Raw genomic sequence first — 17535 nt, 5'->3', positions numbered from 1 at the left:
TGGCTCTACTGCGTTGCCACCTGCGGTTCACGCGCGGCCGCGCTCCATGCGCGCAGGCCGAACACGGCCAGGCCGAGGAAGAACACGTACAGCGCGGCGGTCACGTGCAGCGACTTGAACAGGTACGCACCCACATAGACCACGTCCACCGCGATCCACACCCACCAGCAGGCCACGTGGCGGCGTGCCTGCCACCACTGGCCGACCAGGCTCAGCGCGGTCAGCATCGCGTCCAGCCAGGGCAGTGCGGCATCGGTGAAGGTATGCATGGCCGCACCCAGCGCCACGCCACCACACAGGCCGATGGCCAGGTCGCGCAGCAGCTTGCCGCGCGCCAGCGGCACGATGCGGATGCTGCCCTCATCGGCGGCATGCTGCCGCCAGTTGAGCCAGCCGTAGACCAGGAAGCCACCGAAGGCGACCTGCAGCAGGGTGTCCGAGTACAGCTTGGCCTCGGCGAATACCAGCCCGTACAGCGTCACCGACAGCAGGCCCACCGGCCACGCCACCAGCCGGCGCCGGGCCATCAGCCAGACGCCAAGGATGCTGCACAGTGCGGCGGTCCACTCGAGCATCACGCCGCTCACAGCGCGAACGTCACCGACAGGCGGGCCTGTCGCGGTGCGCCGGGGAACAGGTAGTAGTCACCGCCGCTGCTGCCGGTATCGCGCCAGTAGAAGCGGTTGAACACGTTGTCCACCGACAGGTTCCAGGTCACCGCACGCTCGTGCAGGCGATGCTGGAAGCGCAGACCAGCGTCGAACACCGAGTAGTCCGGTGCGCGCACGCCGCCGTCGGCACGTGCGACGTTGGCACCGGCATAACGCCAGCCGCCAGTGACATCCAGGCCCTGCACGAACGGCAGCGCATAGGCCACATGCACGCTGGCCCGCACCTTCGGCACATTCACCAGCTGATGGCCTTCATAAGCCGGCGTGCCGGTGTCGCGCGCACGCGCCTGCAGCACGATGGCACTGGCCACGATCTGCAATGCATCGGTCAGCTGGCCGTTGGCGGTCAGCTCCAGGCCGGTGTGGGCCTGGGTGCCTTCCTCGACGAAGGTGTAGCCCACGTCGCTGTTGTCCGGCCTGGCGTACTGGTACGGCTGCGAAATGCGGAACACGGCCGCACCCAGGGTCAACGCCTCGACCGGTACGTACTTCACGCCCACTTCCAGCTGGCGCGACTGCACCGACGGCAGGAAGGTGTCGGCATTGCTGGTCCAGAACGGCGCTTCCTGGCCCAGCGAAATGCCGCGCACGTAACTGGCATAGGCGTTGAGCTGGTCGGTGGCCTTCCACACCAGCGCGGTCTGCGGCAGGAAGCGCGACAGGCGGCTGTGGCGCTGCGGGGTGCCGCGCTTGTCGTAGGCCCGCTCGTCCAGGCGCACGAAGCGGCCACCGGCCAGCCACTGCCAGTCGTCACCGAAGCTGATCCGGTCCAGCGCGAAGAAGGCGGTCTGGCGGCTGTCCAGGCGACGTGCGGACGGGCCGGGCATCTTCGGCGACGGCTCGAACACCGGCACCGGTGCCTCGTGGATGTTGGTGGTGCCGACGTACTCGTTGACGCTGGGGCGCTTGTCCACGGTGCGGCGGAAGTAGTCGGCACCGAGGGTCAGCTCATGGCCGACGCTGCCGGTCTCGAAACGGCCGCGCAGCTCGGCACGGGCCTGCTGGTTGCGGCGGGTGTCGCCCGGGCTGCGGTAGTCGTAGACGTCGTAGTCGCCATTGGGCGCGAAGTAGTTGCCCGGCACGCTGCCATCGGCGCATTGCGTGGCGTAGTAGCAGCCGTAGGCGAAGGCGACGTTGTCATCGATCACCGAGCGGCTGTGGCCGACCGACACGCGCGACTGCCAGGCGTCGTTGAAGTCGTAGGTATGCAGCGCGGTGATGTTGGTGCTGGCGATATCCACCGGGCGCTGCCATGGCTGGTAGCCGAGCAGATGCTCGCGGTCGACGCCGCGCGGCAGGTCACGTGCGCCCAGCAGCTGGTAGCCGGACACCGAACGCTGCGAGCTGGTCTGGTAGTTGGCATCCACTTCCAGCTTGCCGCGCTCGCCGATCAGCCAGTCGGCGGTCAGCGAGTAGAAGTTGCGACGGCCATCGGCGTGCTCGACATAGGAATTGCTGGAGTCCCAGGCGGCATTCAGGCGCAGGCCGAAACGCGGGGTGATCCAGTGGCCGACATCGACGGCGACGTAGCGCGAGCCTTCCGAATCGGTGCCGAGCGTGGCGGTGCGCACTTCGGCCGGGCGCTTGCCGATGTAGTTGATGATGCCACCCGGTGCCATCACGCCTGCGGCCAGGCCGGCTTCACCCTTGAGGATCTCCACCGACTGCACGTTCTCCAGCGCCAGGCGCTGTTCGCCGGCGATGGACAGGCCGTTGAAGCGGTAGCCGGTGGCGGCGTCCAGCGCGAAGCCACGGATGGCGATGTTCTGGTAGTAGCCCACCGGCGCATACGCATCACCCAGCGAGGCATCGTTGCTGGCCAGCTCGGACAGCGAACGCACCTGGCGGCGATCGAGGTAATCGCGCTCGAGCACGTTCACCGAGGCCGGCGTGTCCTTCCAGCTGCCGCCACCGAAGGCGTTCACGCGTGAGGTATCGGCCTTCGGTTTGCCGGCCTGCACGCGCACCGCTGCCAGTTCGGTCGGCGAATGCTCGGCGCCGGTGGCAGCCGCATCGGGGGACGCTTCGGCCTCGCTGGCGTGCAGCGGCAGCGCGGCGCAGAGGGCGAGGGAGAGCAGGGTGGGGCGCAGGCAGCGGTTCATTCGATTCGTCTTCGGACAACAAGGGAGACGAAGCGACGGCGCGCAGGTGCACCGGCCCATGACGGGGGTGTGGCTGCGGCTCAAAGCTCCCTACGCCGGTGCAAACCGGATCAGGTTCCAAGGGACTCTCTCAGCCTGGCAGATCCAGGCACCCCCGCTTCAGGTGACCATTTCACTACAAATGGTACGGATTTGCGAGCCGGCGCCCTTCAGGCTGCCGCGTGCAGGGCCTGCAGCAGTGCCTGTCCCGGCGCGCTGTGGAACCACGCCGGGTGCCCCAGCATGAAGGGCTGCCACGCCACGTCGGCATTCGCGGTCGAGCCGGTGACACCTTCGAAGTACTCCACTTCGGACAGTGCGAAGTCGAAATGGACCATCGGCAGCAGGTCGGCCAGCAGGTGCACGCGTGCCGCCGACAGCGGCAGTACCTGGCGGTAGCCGTCGAGCAGGGCCAGCGCGATATCGATGCGCACCGCCTCCATGCCGCGCTCCAGCTCCAGCCACGCCACCGCGTTGCGCTCGATCGCGGTGGCGAGGTCGAACAGTGCGCTGGTGGGCGAGGCCAGGCCGAAATCCAGCACGGTGCTGATCTGCCCATCGCGCCACAGCAGGTTGGAAACATGCCAGTCGTTGTGGGCCCACAGCCGCGGCTCGTCGCGCAGGCGCCTGGCCAGGCCGGCATGCCACGGCAACACGTCACGCTGCAGCTGCGCTTCCCACGGAATGCGCGCGAGATAGCGGGCCAGCCCGGGGCGCTCGTGCAGCCCTGCCTTGATGGCCGCGACCGGATCGTCGGCGCGGATCAGATCGTCGCGCGCGACCAGCACATGGGTGCTGCGCTGCGCCGAGTGATAGCTGGCCGCAGCGCGGTGCAGCTGTGCGAGTGCGCGTCCGGCTTCACGGGCCTGCGCGATATCGGTCAGCAGCGACCACGACACCGCGTCGCGATACAGGTCCTCACCGACGCCAACCGCATGCAGCTCGAAGGTCCATTCGCCATGCTCGACGGCAGTGTGGCCATCGGTGGCCGGCAGCACCTGTACTACCGGCACGCCGGCGGCGGCGAGATGGGCGATGAAGTGGTGTTCTTCTTCCAGGCAGGCCGCACTGCGCACGCTGTGGTGGTGGCGCTTGATGAACAACGCGCCGTCCACGCCGTCGACGATGGCGGCGGCCGACAGCGGTCGGGGGCTGTGCCAGCGCGGTTGGCTGTGCTCGCCCAGCTGCGGGTAACGCCGGCGCAGCCACGCGATGTCCGCCGCGCTGATCGGTGGCCAGTCTGCAGCGACCTCGTCGTTGTTGAGGCCCTGCACGCGGTGGGAAGAAGAATTCATGCCGCAGCCCCGGTGGGGAAAGTCACATCCAAGGTTGCGCATTCAACGCCATGCACGCGGCCAACGCAAACGGGCGGGTCATCGACCCGCCCGTCCGTGCATCAGCTGCGGTGATGCCGCCGCGCGGCCTACCAGCCGCGATGGCGGCCGCGGTCGTGGTAGTAGCGGTTGTCGTAGTAGCGCTCGCGCTGCCAGCGACGGTCGTCACCGCGGTCGTAGTAGCCGCTGCGGTAGTAACCACGGTCGTAACGGCGATCGTAGCGGTCGTCGTAACGGCGATTGTCGTAGTAACGACGGTCGCGGCGGTCGGAGGTCGTCAGGTTGCCGATCGCCCCGCCGGCCACGGCGCCGCCCACGGTGGCGGCAGGATCACCGTTGGAGAGCAGGTTGCCGGCCACGCCACCGACCACGGCGCCGACCAGGGTGCGCTTGTCCTTCCTCGACATCGCGCTGGCATCGCTGACCACGGCAACACCGGCCACCAGTGCCAGAGCCATCGCCAGACCACGGAAGCTGAGTGCGGAAGTACTGAGCATGTAAGTTCTCCTGTGAGGTGCATGCCACGCTGGGCAGGGAGGGCGCGGGGCGCCCCGGCTGCCGTGGTGTCCACGCTGGCGTTCCAACGTTGCCGGAACATTGCCTGGTCCACCGTGCGGCTTGCGCATTCATCTAGCGGCAGGTGGCATGAAGCGAGGCTGAAAGCGGCCTCGGCCGCTCAGCTGGCAGAAAGGGAAAAGGCCACGCGGACGTGGCCCTCCCTTCTCTCCCAAGGCGCTGCGGGCTTAGATGCCCATCGCCTTCTGTGCCTGCCGGGCCTGCTCCTGCTGGGCATCCTGCTGCTGGTGCAGCACGTTGGGCGCACCCTGCACGGCACCACTGCTGAGCGCAAGGCTCTGCTCGCTGGCGGCACGGGTATCCACCGCCACGCGGCTGGCGGCGGGGTCACCGATCGTGCCCTGCACGGCAAACAGGCGCTCACCGTTCGGGCTCGGCACCACCGTGTCGATGCGCTGCAGGCCGGCGGCATGCGCCTCCTTGGTTAGGGCCGCAGCGGCGCTTTCCAGCGCGTGGCGATCCTTGAAGGTGCCTGCCGGCATCAGTTCCAGACCCTTGCTGGCCTGGATGAACAATGGATTGCGCGGGTGCCGCTCGTCGTTCAGCAACGGCCGTTCGCGTGCGTCCTTGATCGCCTCCAGAGTCTTCGCCCCGACAATGCCGTCGGCCACCAGGCCGTTGTCCTTCTGCAGCTGGCGCACCGCCGCGTCGGTGTTGCGGCCGAAGCGGCCATCCTCGACCAGCGGCTTGCCGTCGGCACCGACGTAGCCGAGGTGGCCCAGCTGCTCCTGCACCCTGCGCACGCCCTCGCTGTGCGCACCCTGCTTGTACAGTTCGGCGTGCGGGGTGGCAGCGGCCTTGTGCTCGGCCGCAGGCTTGCCCTGTGTCTGCTCGTGCGACTGGGTGCGGTTTTCCAGCAGGTCGCGCGCCTTGGACAGCGGATCGGAGGCGTACAGCTTCCAGTTCGGGTGGTCCTTCACCTGCTTGAGGTAGTCCTCGACCGGCATGGTGTGCACGCCCTTGCTGCCGGTGGACTGGCTGATCAGCAGCTTGTCGGTGTTGGGGTCGCGCACCACCATCACAATGTGGTCGATGCCGTTCCAGTGCTCATGGCGGGTCTTGGCCGTATCCAGGCCGATGATCATGCCTTCCTTCAGCGCATCGGGCTTCAGGATCGCGTCGCGGTCCAGCAGCACGCCGGACTGGTCGAACGCCTTGCGCACGATGCCGCCGGAACCCAGGTTGCCCAGGTCGATGCGATCAGCCTTGCTGAACACCGCATGCCCGGCCTTCTGGTTGATCTCGTCCATGGTCCGGTTCTGCAGCGTGCCGACCCAACCGGAACAGTCGATGTAACCCTGCTCCACGTTCTTGCCGGTCTTGCCCGGCACGTACAGCGCGTGACCCGGGATGTTGATGGCGTACTTGACGTGGTCGTACTTCACGCCGGCCTCGTAGGCGGCCTGCAGTTCGATGCCCGGCTTCGGCGCGGCAGCGGCTGTTGCGGTTGCCGCCAACGTGGCAGCACCGGCCGCTACGGCTGCGCTGACCTGTGCGGGCGCTGCCGCGGTCTGGCCCTGGCCCTGCGCCACCGCCTGCGGTTCGATGTTCTTTTCCGGAATGCTGATCGCCGCGTACTTGTGGATGTAGTAGCTGGAGAACGTCCGCGCCAGGTCGCCATCGTTCATGCCGCGCATCTCGGCCAGGGTGTGGCCGGTCAGCGCCTTCGCGTCGGAACCGATCTGGTTCAGCACGTTGCGGCGCATGTTGATCTCTTCGCCGTGGCTGTTGCGCACCACGCCGAAGGTGCCGGTGGCAATGGCGGTCTGCACCGAGCCATAGCCGGCGCTGCCCTGCTGGTGGGCCAGGTACAGGTCCAGGCCGGTGGGCGTGTTGCCACCGGACAGGTACGGGTTGCCGGTGCGCTCGTTGCGGCGCGCCATCGAGTCCAGGTTGTCCTGGTACATCTGCGCGGCCGCCTCGGTGTTGCGGGTGGGGTCGAACTCGTGGCCGGTCAGGTGGTACTGGCGCGCGGAGCCGGGCACGAACTGGAACAGGCCCTTGGCGCCGGACGAGGTGTTGTGGGCGCGCTCGTTGAAGGTGCCGCCCGTCTCGATGTGCGCGAAGCGCATGAAGTCATCGACCGGAATGCCTTTCTGCCGGGCGACCTGCTCGACGATGTCCAGGACTTCCTTTCTGCTGTAGTCATGCTGTGCCATGACGTTTTCCTCGGGGTTGATGGAGCGGCGCATGCCGCGAATCGCCAACCGGACTCATCCGTGAGTCAAGAACATGTCGGTCAACAGGGAACCCGCGCGTGGCGGGTGCTATCAGGGCGCGACGTACTGCTGGGTCGCGCTGTCGAAGGTGTAGTGCACGGCGTCGCTGGCACCTAGGGCGCGGGTCTTGCCGGGGCCTTCGATGGTGGTGCCCTTGAAGGTCACGGTCAGGCGCGGCAGGCCGTTGCCCTCGGCAGCGAAGGCCAGTTCGCCGTCGCTGCCGGTGCAGGGCATCACGTTGCCTTCGTCGCAGGCCGCGCTGTTGTCCTCACCGGTGCGCACCGAGCCGACATAGCGCCAGACCTTGCTGTCCACGTCGTCTTCGCTGCGCTTGGGGTTGAACAGCAGCAGCGCATAGCCGGTGCTGCTGATGCCGCGGTCGAAGCTGCGGGTCGGCACCGCCAGCAGCAGGCGGCCGTCGGCGGTGCGATGTTCAAGTGGCTTGCGCCGGGTATCGACATCGTCGGCCTTGTCGTACGCGCCCAGTGCGCCGATGGTCCATTCCTGGCCACGGAACTTCCATGGCTTCCTGGCGTCGGTGCCGGCCAGCACGAAGGTGGCCTCGGCGAGGTTGGCGCGGTCATCCGGACCGGCCGGCGTCTGCTCGCCCGGCTTGCCGTAGTGCTCGCGGGTATCCCAGGAGAAACCCGTGTAGTACGTGGTGCCACCGAGGGTGAAGGTGTGGCCGAACCAGAAGGTCGCCACGCTGCCGTTCTGGACCTCATAGGAGGTCGCGCCATCGCCGTCCACCTGGTAGGTGAAATACATGACGGTCGGCGCGTCGGGCGGGGTGACGGCGGCATCGGGGGTGGGGGTCTGCATCGGGGCAACATCCTGTCGGGGCGCATTGGCAGCCTGCGCAGGAGCGCCGGGCTGGGAGGACGAGGGGGCCGGATCGGCGGCGCTGCAGGCGGCAGCGGAAAGAGAGACGAGCAGGCACGCCGCGAATGCGCGCAGGGGTCGCACCGGCAGGGTCCAACGTAGCTTGGGGGAATGATGCATGCGCCTCTCCATGGTCAGCGTTGCCGGGCCAGACGGCCGGCAGGAAACCGCACCCCATCCACCAGGGACGGGAGCGAGGACATGAGCCGGTCGATTCCTTCGACCTCGCATTGAGAACTCATGCCGGGCCATCTTGGCACAGATCGGCGGCGGGTCAAAGAGGGCGGTGGCAGATGCCCTTCTTTGTGATCTGGCTCTCAGATATTGCCGTCGCGCAGGTAATCGAACAGCTCGGCGTCGCCCTTCAGGCCCAGTTTGAGCATGGCGTCACCCTTCTGCCGGCTGATGGTGCTGACGCTCTTGTGCAGCTGCAGCGAGATTTCCTTCACGGTCATGCCGGTGCCCAGCAGCCGCAGCACCTCCACTTCGCGTGGCGACAGCGGCTTGCCGTCGCCCTCGCGCATGCGCCAGCTGCCGGCGGCCTCGACCCGCTCGCGCAGGCTTCGGCTGATGTAGGGCTGGCCCCGGTAGACCGACTGGATGGCCTGCGGCAGTTCGTCCATCGACGAACTCTTGTCGACCAGGCCGAGCACGCCGCTGTCGAGCACCATGCGCAGGATCGCCAGATTGTTGGAGACACTGAGCATCAGTACAGGCAGGTCGGGATGGCGCCGGCGGATCATGCCGATCATGGCGAAGCCGTCGGCCTGTGGGCTGCCGGGCATGGAGTAGTCGGTCACCAGCAGGTCGCAGGGCTGGCTGCCAAGCAGGGCCATCAGCGCCTGTGCACTGTCGGCTTCGCCGACCACGCGGCCAACCCCGCTCGATTCGATGACGGCGCGGGTACCGATACGGACCACCGGGTGGTCGTCTGCGATGATGATGCGCAAGCTCATGCTCTAGTATGACCACCGGGCAGGCCGGGCCGCGACCATCGCGGCTCCTGGCAGATTCTAGGAGATCGACGCCGATGCGTAGCTGGGCTGTTCGCGGGCTGGTCCTGCTGCTGGCCGTGCTGGCGTTGCCTGCGGCGCTGGCACAGGCGGTGCCTGGACCGTTGCCGCTCACCCCGCTGCAGCGCGAGTACGTTGCCGCGCATCCGAGCATCGTCGTGGGCCAGTATGACAGTGGCTGGCCGCCGTTCGAGTCCCTCCGTGATGGCCAGCAGGTCGGCCTCGGACCCGATTATCTGTCGCTTCTCGCCCGTCAGCTAGGCATGAAGGTCGAGGCGAGGCGCTATTCCGACTGGACATCCGTGCTGGACGCGGCATGTCGTGGTGAGATCGACGTGGTGATGAATGTCGGTCTCAGTGCCGACCTCACCCGCTGCATGGTCTATACCGCCGCTTATGGCGAGGCGCCGCTGGCCCTGGTGGGACGCCCGGATGACCTGCGTGCCTCCGACATCCCCGACCTGGATGGACTGCGGGTGGTGATCGAGCAGGACTTCCTGACCGGCCCGCAGGTGCGGGCGCGCTTCCCCCGGGCACGACAGCTTGTCGCAAACAGCTCGCTGGCGGCGCTGGAGATGGTCAGAGACGACAAGGCTGACGTTTACATCGGCAATGCGTACGTAGCCACCGAACTGATCGCCCGCGAGGACCTGCAGGGGGTCGTGCTGCTGCGCCCCAGCGATCTGCCGCCCGAACGGCTGCACTTCGGCATTCCCAACAGCAAGCAGCCGCTGGCCGAAGCGTTGGACCTGGCGCTGGCCGCGACCAGCCAGGCCCAGCGCGATGCGCTGGTGCAGCGCTGGCTGCCACCTCCGCGGTGGTCGGCATCGGCACAGCTGGCGCTGAGCCAGGCCGAGAAGCGGGTACTGGAGCAGCCGTTGAAGATCGGCTTCGCGCCGAACGCGGCGCCGCTGTCGTTCGCGGACCAGGATGGCAGACCCAGCGGCCTGGCCAGCGAATACCTGCGGCGTTTGCTGCAGGCCGGCGCCAACCTGCAGGTGGAAAACAGCCATGACTGGTACGAGGTGCGCGAGAAGGCACGCCGCGGCGAGCTGCAGGCGGTAATGGGCATTCCTGCCGATTCGCGCTACCTGGGCCCGGACTGGGTGTTCAGCCAGCCCTTCATCAGCGTGCCGAACGTGATCGTCAGCCAGCGTGACAGCCCGGCGCTGCTGGGCCTGTCCGACCTGCAGGGCAGGCGGGTGCTGCTGTCCGATCCGGAGCGTGTGCGTGGCTATGTGCTGCAGCAGGCACCGCAGGCCCGGATCATCGCGGCGCGCAGCGCGGAACAGGCCCTGCAGCGCCTGATCAATGGCGACGCCGATGCCTATGTAGGCAATCTGGCCGTGGTTGACCATCTGCTGCGCAGCCGCTTCCCGGGGCGCCTGCAGGTGGCCGCACCGGCTGGCTTCAACGATCAGCTGGTGCTGGCTGTCGAGCGCCGCCATGCCGCCCTGGCCACTACTTTCGACCGCCTGCTGCTGCAGATGACCCCACGCCAGCGCGAGGCCCTGCGCGGCGACTGGCTGGCCGTCGAATATCGCAACGGGCTCGACTGGACCCGCGTGGCGCGCTGGGGCGTGCCGCTGCTGCTGGTGCTGCTCACTGCGCTGCTGGTGCACGCCATCGGGCATTGGCGGCTGCGCCGCGAGGTGGCCGGGCGACGTCATCTGGAACAGCGCCTGGCCGAAGTCACCGACAACCTGCCCGCCGTGGTCTATCAGGCGCGCCGTGCGGCAGACGGAACCCTCAGCTTCCCGTTCATTGCCGGTGACCTGCAGGCGTTGTTCGGAATCAGCCGGCAGCAGGCCGAACAGGATGCAACGTGCCTGCTGGAGCGCATCGAGGAAGACGACCGCGAGCACATCCTGCATGCGGTCGAGCAGGCGGCGCGCCAGTTCGCACCGCTCATTCTGGAATTCCGGCTGCGACCTGAAGGTGCCGGCGCGCGCTGGGTGCGCAGCCAGGCCCATCCCTATGCGGCCGAAGCAGGTGCGGTGACCTGGAGTGGTTACTGGGTGGATGTCAGCGAGGCGCGTGCGCAGGCCGAGGCCCTGACTGCGGCCAAGGCCGACGCCGAACAGGCCGCGGAAGCGAAGTCGCGTTTCCTGGCAACCATGAGCCATGAGATCCGCACGCCGATGAGTGGCGTGCTGGGCATGCTGGAGGTGCTGGCGCATTCGCCGCTGGATGCCGAGCAGCAGCGCATCCTGGGGGTGATCGAGGATTCGGCGCAGATGCTACGGCAGATCCTCGACGACATCCTCGATTACTCGCGGCTGGAGGCCGGCGCGCTGCGCCTGGAACCTGTGCCGCAGCCGCTGCGGCCATTGCTGGAAAGCGTGTGCCGGTTGTTGTCGGCGCAGGCCAGTGCGCGTGAGCTGGACCTGCACGTGCAGATCGACCCGCAGCTGGCGGCCGCGCACGAAGTGGATGGTGTGCGCCTGCGTCAGATCGTGTTCAACCTGCTCAGCAACGCCATCAAGTTCACCGTGCGCGGCGAAGTGCGGCTGCAGCTGGAAGTGCTGGGGCCGACCGCCGAGGACGGCAGCCAGCCGCTGTGCCTGAGCGTCACCGACACCGGCATCGGCATCGCACCGGAAAAGCTGCAGCACCTGTTTGCGCCGTTCACCCAGGCCGGTGCGTATATCCAGCGCGACCATGGTGGTACCGGCCTGGGCCTGAGCATCTGCCAGCGCCTGGTGCAGATGATGGATGGCGAGCTGGAGCTGCACAGCACGCTGGGTGAGGGCACCCGCGCCGAGGTGCGGCTGTCGCTGGTGGAAGCCAGCAGTGGTGATGTTGAAGCGTTGGTCGCTGAGCAGGAACAAGCGGCGCTGCTGCCGCCGGCGCTGCGCGAGGCACGCGTGCTGGTGATCGAAGATCATCCGACCAACCAGGCGATGATGGCCTGGCGCCTGCAGCAACTGGGCGTGCCGCATGTGCTGGTCGGCGATGGCCAGCAGGGGCTGGATCGGTTGGCGTCGGAGTCGTTCGATCTGGTCATCACCGATTGCCGGATGCCGGTGCTGGATGGCTTCGCATTCACCCGCCTGCTGCGCGAACGCGAGGGCCGCAACGGCCAGCCGCGGCTGACCGTACTGGCGCTGACCGCCAGTGTGCTGGACGACGATGCGCGTCGTTGCCGTGAGGCCGGCATGGACGAAGTGCTGGCCAAGCCGTTGTCACTGGCCACGCTGCGTACCGCGCTGCTGCGCTGGTTGCCGCAGGCGCAGGGACAGTCGTTTGAGGAGCTGGCCGAGTCCGTTGCCGACGATGGTGGGACGCTGCCCGATCTGGACAGCCTGCAGCGGCGCTTCGGCTCGCGCGCGGTGGCCGAGCAGCTGCGCGACAGCCTGTTGCAGGCCAGCGAAGGTGATCTGGCGGGCGTACGGCGCGCCGTGCAGGCCGGTGACCGCATGTCTGCCGCACTGCACCTGCATCGCCAGGCCGGTGGATTGGGTGCGGTGGGGGCGACGGTGCTGGCCGGGCAGGCCAATGCCCTGGTCGAGCGCCTGCAGGACGCAGCCGAGACCGATCCGGAGCCGTTGTTCGAGGCGGTGGCGGGGTTCGTCGCGCGGCTGCAGCAGCAACTGCAGCGCCTGGCTCACTGAGCCGGCTGCTGCTGCAGGTAGGCGATCACCAGCGCGCGGCGTTCGGCGCTGGGGAAAGCGTTGTACATGCGCGTGCCGGGCACCACGTGGGTGGGCGACTGCAGGAACGCATCCAGGGTCTGCGCGGTCCAAGTGATGTCGGCGCGGCGCATGCCCTCGGAGTAGCCGTAGTCGGGCAGGCTGCCGGCGCGACGACCGATCACCCCGTGCAGGTTCGGCCCGAAGCGGTGGATGCCGCCGGGCTGTACGGTGTGGCAGCCGGCACACAGTTCAAACGCGCGCTGCATGGCCTGCTGGTGCGCCTGTTCCGGCGTGGCCGGAGCCGCAGGCGGGCGCTGGCAGGCCGTGGCCGCCAGGGCCACGACAACGGTGATGGGCAGGCAGAAAGCGCGCATGGGCGGGCAGGATAGCGACGCTGCGGGGCAGGCGGGCTGCGACACGCCGTCGCAGCCCGGAGCAATCACATGCCCGAATAGTTCGGGCCGCCGCCGCCCTGCGGGGTCACCCAGACGATGTTCTGGGTGGGGTCCTTGATGTCGCAGGTCTTGCAGTGCACGCAGTTCTGCGCGTTGATCTGCAGCCGCGCGCTGTCGGCTTCGCCGACGAACTCGTACACGCCAGCCGGGCAGTAGCGCGCTTCCGGACCGGCGTACTCGGCCAGGTTCACCTTCACCGGAATGCTCGGATCCTTCAGCGTCAGGTGGCTGGGCTGGTTCTCGTCGTGGTTGGTGCTGCTCAGGAACACCGAGCTGAGACGATCGAAGGTCAGCACGCCATCGGGCTTGGGGTAGGCGATGCGGGTGTGCTTGGACGCCGGTTCCAGGCAGACATGATCCGGCTGGGTGCGGTGCAGCGTCCACGGCGGATTGCGCACGCCCAGCTTGGGCAGCAGCCACTGCTCCACGCCGGTCATCAGCGTGGCCACGGTTTGGCCCTTCTTGAACCACTGCTTGAAGTTCTTGGCCTGCTGCAGTTCGGTGAACAGCCAGCTGGCTTCGAATGCCTTCGGGTAGGCGCTCAGTTCATCGTGCTGGCGGTCGGCGGCCAGCGCGTCGAACGCGGCGTCGGCGCACAGCATGCCGGTCTTGATCGCCGCGTGGCTGCCCTTGATGCGGCTGGCGTTGAGGTAGCCGGCCTCGCAGCCGACCAGTGCGCCACCCGGGAACACCGTCTTCGGCAGCGACAGCAGGCCACCGGCGGTGATCGCACGCGCGCCGTAACCGATGCGGGTGCCACCCTCCAGGTGCTTGCGGATGGACGGATGTGTCTTGAAGCGCTGGAATTCCTCGAACGGGCTCAGCCACGGATTCTTGTAGTCCAGGCCGACCACGTAGCCGATGGCGACCTTGCCGCCGTCGGCGTGGTACAGGAACGCACCGCCGTAGGTATCGCTGTCCAGCGGCCAGCCGGCGGCATGCACCACCAGGCCCGGCTCATGCTTGGCCGGGTCGATCTGCCACAGCTCCTTGATGCCGATGCCGTAGGCCTGCGGGTCCTTGCCTTCGTCCAGCGTGTAGCGGGCAATCAGCTGGCGGCCGAGGTGGCCGCGCGCGCCTTCGGCGAAGATCGTGTACTTCGCCTGCAGCGCCATGCCGCGTTCGAAAGCCGGGCCGATGCTGCCGTCCTTCTCGATGCCCATGTCGCCGGTGGCCACGCCGATCACTTCACCGTTGTCGCCGTACAGCACTTCGGCGGCGGCGAAGCCGGGGAAGATGGCCACTTCCAGCGCCTCGGCCTGCTGTGCCAGCCAACGGGTCACTTCACCCAGGCTGATGATGTAGTTGCCTTCGTTGTGGAAGCACTCCGGCAGCAGCGCGTTGGGCGTGCTGCGTGCGCCGGTTTCGCTGAGGAACAGGAATTCGTCGCGGGTGACCTTCTGCTTCAGCGGTGCGCCGCGCTCGGCCCAGTCCGGGAACAGTTCGGTCAGCGCGCGCGGGTCCATCACCGCACCGGACAGCACGTGGGCGCCTGGTTCGGAGCCCTTTTCCAGCACGCACACCGACAGCTCGCGGCCGGCTTCGATCGCGCGCTGGCGCAGGCGGATCGCGGTGGCCAGGCCGGCGGGGCCGGCGCCGACGATCACCACGTCGAACTCCATTACTTCACGCGGGGGCAGGGCGTTGGCTTCAGCGCTCATCGATTGCATGACTCGTGGGTAGGGCCGGCATCGGGGCCACCGGCGGTGCCTGGGAATCGCGCGTGCGGCCACGGGCGAAACGGTTGTTTGAATGTGTCAGGGTACCGGGACGCGCGTGATCGAGCTAGATAGACGCCGTTCACCGCACGATTGCTGCAGCGCAGCGTAGTGCCTCAGCCCTGGTGGGGGCTAACCCTGGTCGGCACGCGCTGCCCGGATGACCGACAATGGCCGGGTCCTGACTGCGTGTGAGTGCCATGGCTTTGCATCCGTACGATCTGTTCGATGTCCGTTCCCTGCTCAACGAGGAAGAGCGTGCGGTGCAGGAGAGTGTCGCCCGCTTCACCAACGAGCGCGTGCTGCCGATCATCGGCGATGCCTTCGACCAGGCCCGTTTTCCGTCTGAACTGGTGCCGGAGATCGCGTCACTGGGCCTGCTGGGTGCAACGCTGCCGGCCGAGTACGGCGGCGGTGGCCTCGGCGCGGTCAGCTACGGCCTGATCTGCCAGGAGCTGGAGCGCGGCGATTCGGGCCTGCGCAGCTTCGTGTCGGTGCAGAGCTCGCTGTGCATGTACCCGATCTACGCCTATGGCAGCGAGGAACAGCGCCAGCAGTGGCTGCCGGCGATGGCACGCGGCGAACTGATCGGCTGTTTCGGCCTGACTGAAGCGCACGGCGGTTCCGATCCGGCCAGCATGAAGACCCGCGCGGTGCGCGACGGCATTGACTGGCGCATCAGCGGCAGCAAGATGTGGATCACCAGCGGCCCGGTGGCCGATCTGGCCATCGTCTGGGCGCAGACCGAGGACGGTATCCAGGGCTTCGTGCTGGAGAAGGGCATGGCCGGCTTCACCACGCAGGAAATCAAGCACAAGATGAGCCTGCGCGCGTCGCTGACCGGTGCGCTGTTCTTCGACGACGTGCGCGTGCCCGACAGCCACCGCCTGCCGAACGTGAAGGGCCTGAAGGGACCGCTGGGTTGCCTGACCCAGGCCCGTTACGGCATCAGCTGGGGGCCGATCGGTGCGGCGATTGCCTGCCTGGATGAAGCGCTGGGCTATGCCAAGGAGCGCGTGTTGTTCGGTCGTCCACTGGCGGCCACGCAGAGCGCGCAGATCAAGCTGGCCGAGATGGCCCGCCGCATCACCACCGCGCAGCTGCTGGCGCTGCAGCTGGGCCGCCTGAAGGAAGCCGGTCAGTTGCAGCCGCAGCAGGTCAGCCTGGCCAAGTGGAACAACTGCCGCATGGCCATCGACATCGCCCGCGAGTGTCGCGATCTGCTGGGCGGAGCGGGCATCACCACCGAGCATGTGGCGATCCGGCATGCGTTGAACCTGGAATCGGTGATCACCTATGAAGGCACCGAGACCGTGCACCAGCTGGTGATCGGGCGCGAACTGACCGGCATCAACGCGTTCTGAGTGCACCGGTAGTGCCGGCCGCTGGCCGGCGTTGCCAGGTAGAGTGCACGCGCCCCGGGCAACGCAAGGGCGCCCACTCCTGATTGATCCAGGCGGAAGGCATCCACGCATGGCGTGGATCTACCGCGCGGCTGTTGGGTCCGCCTTGAAGCGAGCCGAGCACCGCAGGTCCGGCGGGGGCGAAGAGGCGCGGGTGTCTGAGCGCAGCGAGTTCCGCGCCGTCCCCCGGCGGGCCGAGGAGCGCAGGGTACCGGTGCGCAGCACCGGCTCGCAGACGGCGGCGCGTTTCTTTTGGTTACTTTTCTTTCCGCGTGGAAAGAAAAGTAACGCCATGAAGGCATGCGCCCGCCACAGCAACAATCAGGCAGAAGAGAGACGCGTGGAGCTACGCCCCGCCGGCAAACCCGTGCTGGCGCCAGGCCTCGTACATCACCACGGCAACGGTGTTGGAAAGATTGAGGCTGCGGTTGTCCGGCCGCATCGGCAGGCGCAGGCGGCGGCCATCGGGCAGGGCATCGAGCACGTCCTGCGGCAGGCCGCGGCTTTCGGGGCCGAACAGGAATGCATCACCGTCTTCAAAGGCCACGCTGTCATAGCGGACGCTGGCACGCGTACTCAGGGCGAACAACCGTTTCGGTGCGATCCGCGCCAGCGCGGTATCCAGGTCGGGGTGCACCTGCAGGCGTGAATACTCGTGGTAGTCCAGCCCGGCGCGCTTGAGCTGCTTGTCTTCCAGTGCGAAGCCGAGCGGCTCGACCAGGTGCAGCTGCGCGCCGGTGTTGGCACAGAGCCGGATCACATTGCCCGTGTTGGGCGGGATTTCCGGTTGGAACAGGATCACGTGGAACTGGGGCGCGGCATTCATCGGCGCAGTGTACCTGCGACGGCGGCCGCCTTTACGGCGCACGCCCTGCGCTGGGCAGGGCGGCACCGCTTACGGGCGCAGCAGGACCTCGGCGGTTTCGGTGGCCAGGGCCTGCAGGTCGGCGGCGCTCGGACGCACCTGCAGGGCCGGCAGGTTGACGATGACCGAGTGGGCAACGTTGGTGGCGGCGGCGGCCAGGGTGGCGGCGTAGCGCTGGGCTTCCAGTTCGGCGGCCAGGGCGACGCGCTGTTCCAGGCTCGGGCGCACTTCCACCGAGGCCAGGGTGGTGATCGGCATCGCGGCCGCAACCGGGGCGGCGACGTAGCCGCTGCGCTCGGCCAGCTGGTCGGCGCTCGGGCGCACTTCCACGGTGGCCAGGGTCGGGATGCCGCTGGCCTGTTCCCAGGCCTGCTGGGCCAGCTGGTCGGCGGCCGGGCGGACCTGCACGGTGGACAGCGTCTTGATGGATTCGGAGGCCTGCACCGACGAAACAACCGCGGTGCCGGCGATCAGGGCGATGGCGATGGCAATGGTCTTGGCGTTCATGACGGGGCCTGTTTAGTGTTGGTGATCAGTGGTGTGGTAGTAAAGTAGTACACCGATTCTGGGCATGCAAGGAGAATTTTCGATTTCCTGCATTTGTTCAGTCTTCAGTCAGCTTT

At 67.6% G+C, this 17535-nt stretch carries 13 protein-coding genes and 1 riboswitch; of the genes, 2 read left to right on the top strand and 11 right to left on the bottom strand.

From position 1 onward, the window contains the following. Window positions 1–5: 5 nt before the first annotated feature. The 7 genes from pnuC to AC5QAH_RS17735 all read right to left on the bottom strand — a co-directional run bounded on the left by pnuC (window position 6) and on the right by AC5QAH_RS17735 (window position 8779). A complete protein-coding gene (gene pnuC, locus AC5QAH_RS17765) occupies window positions 6–575 on the bottom strand; it encodes a nicotinamide riboside transporter PnuC (protein WP_019338380.1) in 570 nt (189 codons plus the stop codon). A gap of 8 nt (window positions 576–583) precedes the next feature. Beyond that, window positions 584–2773, bottom strand: a complete 2190-nt coding sequence (locus tag AC5QAH_RS17760) for a TonB-dependent receptor (protein ID WP_495232474.1) — start codon at window positions 2771–2773, stop codon at window positions 584–586. A gap of 70 nt (window positions 2774–2843) precedes the next feature. Continuing rightward, window positions 2844–2939, bottom strand: a riboswitch (TPP riboswitch). A 43-nt stretch (window positions 2940–2982) separates the two neighbouring features. Then, a complete protein-coding gene (locus tag AC5QAH_RS17755; RefSeq protein WP_049480479.1) occupies window positions 2983–4107 on the bottom strand; it encodes a phosphotransferase enzyme family protein in 1125 nt (374 codons plus the stop codon). 128 nt (window positions 4108–4235) lie between these two features. After that, on the bottom strand, window positions 4236–4643 hold the full coding sequence (locus tag AC5QAH_RS17750) for a glycine zipper 2TM domain-containing protein (RefSeq protein ID WP_005411889.1): 408 nt from the start codon (window positions 4641–4643) through the stop codon (window positions 4236–4238). A gap of 246 nt (window positions 4644–4889) precedes the next feature. Next, window positions 4890–6881, bottom strand: a complete 1992-nt coding sequence (locus AC5QAH_RS17745) for a peptidoglycan-binding protein (protein ID WP_191850435.1) — start codon at window positions 6879–6881, stop codon at window positions 4890–4892. Window positions 6882–6992: 111 nt separating this feature from the next. Beyond that, the gene (locus AC5QAH_RS17740) at window positions 6993–7763 is read right to left on the bottom strand and encodes a hypothetical protein (protein ID WP_191863341.1); all 771 of its coding nucleotides are present in this window, start codon (window positions 7761–7763) and stop codon (window positions 6993–6995) included. Window positions 7764–8140: 377 nt separating this feature from the next. Then, entirely contained in the window at window positions 8141–8779 is a 639-nt protein-coding gene (locus AC5QAH_RS17735) for a response regulator (protein ID WP_010487129.1), read from the bottom strand. Window positions 8780–8853: 74 nt separating this feature from the next. Here AC5QAH_RS17735 and AC5QAH_RS17730 point away from each other — a divergent pair, with 74 nt between their 5' ends. After that, window positions 8854–12450 carry an ATP-binding protein gene (locus AC5QAH_RS17730; protein ID WP_010487128.1) on the top strand — a complete coding sequence of 1199 codons (3597 nt, stop codon included), beginning with the start codon at window positions 8854–8856 and terminating at the stop codon, window positions 12448–12450. On the opposite strand, the gene AC5QAH_RS17725 is transcribed toward AC5QAH_RS17730, so the two are convergent. Further along, window positions 12444–12845: a c-type cytochrome gene (locus AC5QAH_RS17725; RefSeq protein ID WP_019338385.1), complete on the bottom strand. Its 402-nt coding sequence runs from the start codon at window positions 12843–12845 to the stop codon at window positions 12444–12446. The two genes, AC5QAH_RS17730 and AC5QAH_RS17725, sit on opposite strands and share 7 nt — an antisense overlap. Window positions 12846–12910: 65 nt before the next feature. Next, window positions 12911–14587, bottom strand: coding sequence for an electron transfer flavoprotein-ubiquinone oxidoreductase (locus AC5QAH_RS17720; protein ID WP_019338386.1), 1677 nt, complete (start codon window positions 14585–14587; stop codon window positions 12911–12913). A 257-nt stretch (window positions 14588–14844) separates the two neighbouring features. Between AC5QAH_RS17720 and AC5QAH_RS17715 the strand changes: the two genes are divergently transcribed. Then, window positions 14845–16008, top strand: coding sequence for an acyl-CoA dehydrogenase family protein (locus AC5QAH_RS17715; RefSeq protein WP_313311453.1), 1164 nt, complete (start codon window positions 14845–14847; stop codon window positions 16006–16008). A gap of 385 nt (window positions 16009–16393) precedes the next feature. Here AC5QAH_RS17715 and AC5QAH_RS17710 read toward each other — a convergent pair whose 3' ends face one another. Together AC5QAH_RS17710 and AC5QAH_RS17705 are read right to left on the bottom strand one after the other, a co-directional pair. Then, window positions 16394–16873 carry a tRNA (cytidine(34)-2'-O)-methyltransferase gene (locus AC5QAH_RS17710; protein WP_005407625.1) on the bottom strand — a complete coding sequence of 160 codons (480 nt, stop codon included), beginning with the start codon at window positions 16871–16873 and terminating at the stop codon, window positions 16394–16396. Window positions 16874–16942: 69 nt separating this feature from the next. Beyond that, window positions 16943–17419, bottom strand: coding sequence for an XAC0231 family protein (locus AC5QAH_RS17705; protein ID WP_126560689.1), 477 nt, complete (start codon window positions 17417–17419; stop codon window positions 16943–16945). Window positions 17420–17535 lie beyond the last annotated feature (116 nt).

It is taken from the genome of Stenotrophomonas sp. YJH_SMC_43 (genome assembly GCF_059372535.1).
Note: the sequence above shows the minus strand (reverse complement) of the source record. Positions and strands in the feature narration are given on the sequence as shown.

What these genes read in the sequence shown, in the direction of transcription:
- AC5QAH_RS17750 (WP_005411889.1), bottom strand. Translation starts at nt 4,643, where the DNA reads ATGCTCAGTACTTCCGCACTCAGCTTCCGTGGTCTGGCGATGGCTCTG.
- AC5QAH_RS17735 (WP_010487129.1), bottom strand. Translation starts at nt 8,779, where the DNA reads ATGAGCTTGCGCATCATCATCGCAGACGACCACCCGGTGGTCCGTATC.
- AC5QAH_RS17760 (WP_495232474.1), bottom strand. Translation starts at nt 2,773, where the DNA reads ATGAACCGCTGCCTGCGCCCCACCCTGCTCTCCCTCGCCCTCTGCGCC.
- AC5QAH_RS17710 (WP_005407625.1), bottom strand. Translation starts at nt 16,873, where the DNA reads ATGAATGCCGCGCCCCAGTTCCACGTGATCCTGTTCCAACCGGAAATC.
- AC5QAH_RS17720 (WP_019338386.1), bottom strand. Translation starts at nt 14,587, where the DNA reads ATGAGCGCTGAAGCCAACGCCCTGCCCCCGCGTGAAGTAATGGAGTTC.
- AC5QAH_RS17715 (WP_313311453.1), top strand. Translation starts at nt 14,845, where the DNA reads ATGGCTTTGCATCCGTACGATCTGTTCGATGTCCGTTCCCTGCTCAAC.
- pnuC (WP_019338380.1), bottom strand. Translation starts at nt 575, where the DNA reads ATGCTCGAGTGGACCGCCGCACTGTGCAGCATCCTTGGCGTCTGGCTG.
- AC5QAH_RS17730 (WP_010487128.1), top strand. Translation starts at nt 8,854, where the DNA reads ATGCGTAGCTGGGCTGTTCGCGGGCTGGTCCTGCTGCTGGCCGTGCTG.
- AC5QAH_RS17725 (WP_019338385.1), bottom strand. Translation starts at nt 12,845, where the DNA reads ATGCGCGCTTTCTGCCTGCCCATCACCGTTGTCGTGGCCCTGGCGGCC.
- AC5QAH_RS17745 (WP_191850435.1), bottom strand. Translation starts at nt 6,881, where the DNA reads ATGGCACAGCATGACTACAGCAGAAAGGAAGTCCTGGACATCGTCGAG.
- AC5QAH_RS17705 (WP_126560689.1), bottom strand. Translation starts at nt 17,419, where the DNA reads ATGAACGCCAAGACCATTGCCATCGCCATCGCCCTGATCGCCGGCACC.
- AC5QAH_RS17740 (WP_191863341.1), bottom strand. Translation starts at nt 7,763, where the DNA reads ATGCAGACCCCCACCCCCGATGCCGCCGTCACCCCGCCCGACGCGCCG.
- AC5QAH_RS17755 (WP_049480479.1), bottom strand. Translation starts at nt 4,107, where the DNA reads ATGAATTCTTCTTCCCACCGCGTGCAGGGCCTCAACAACGACGAGGTC.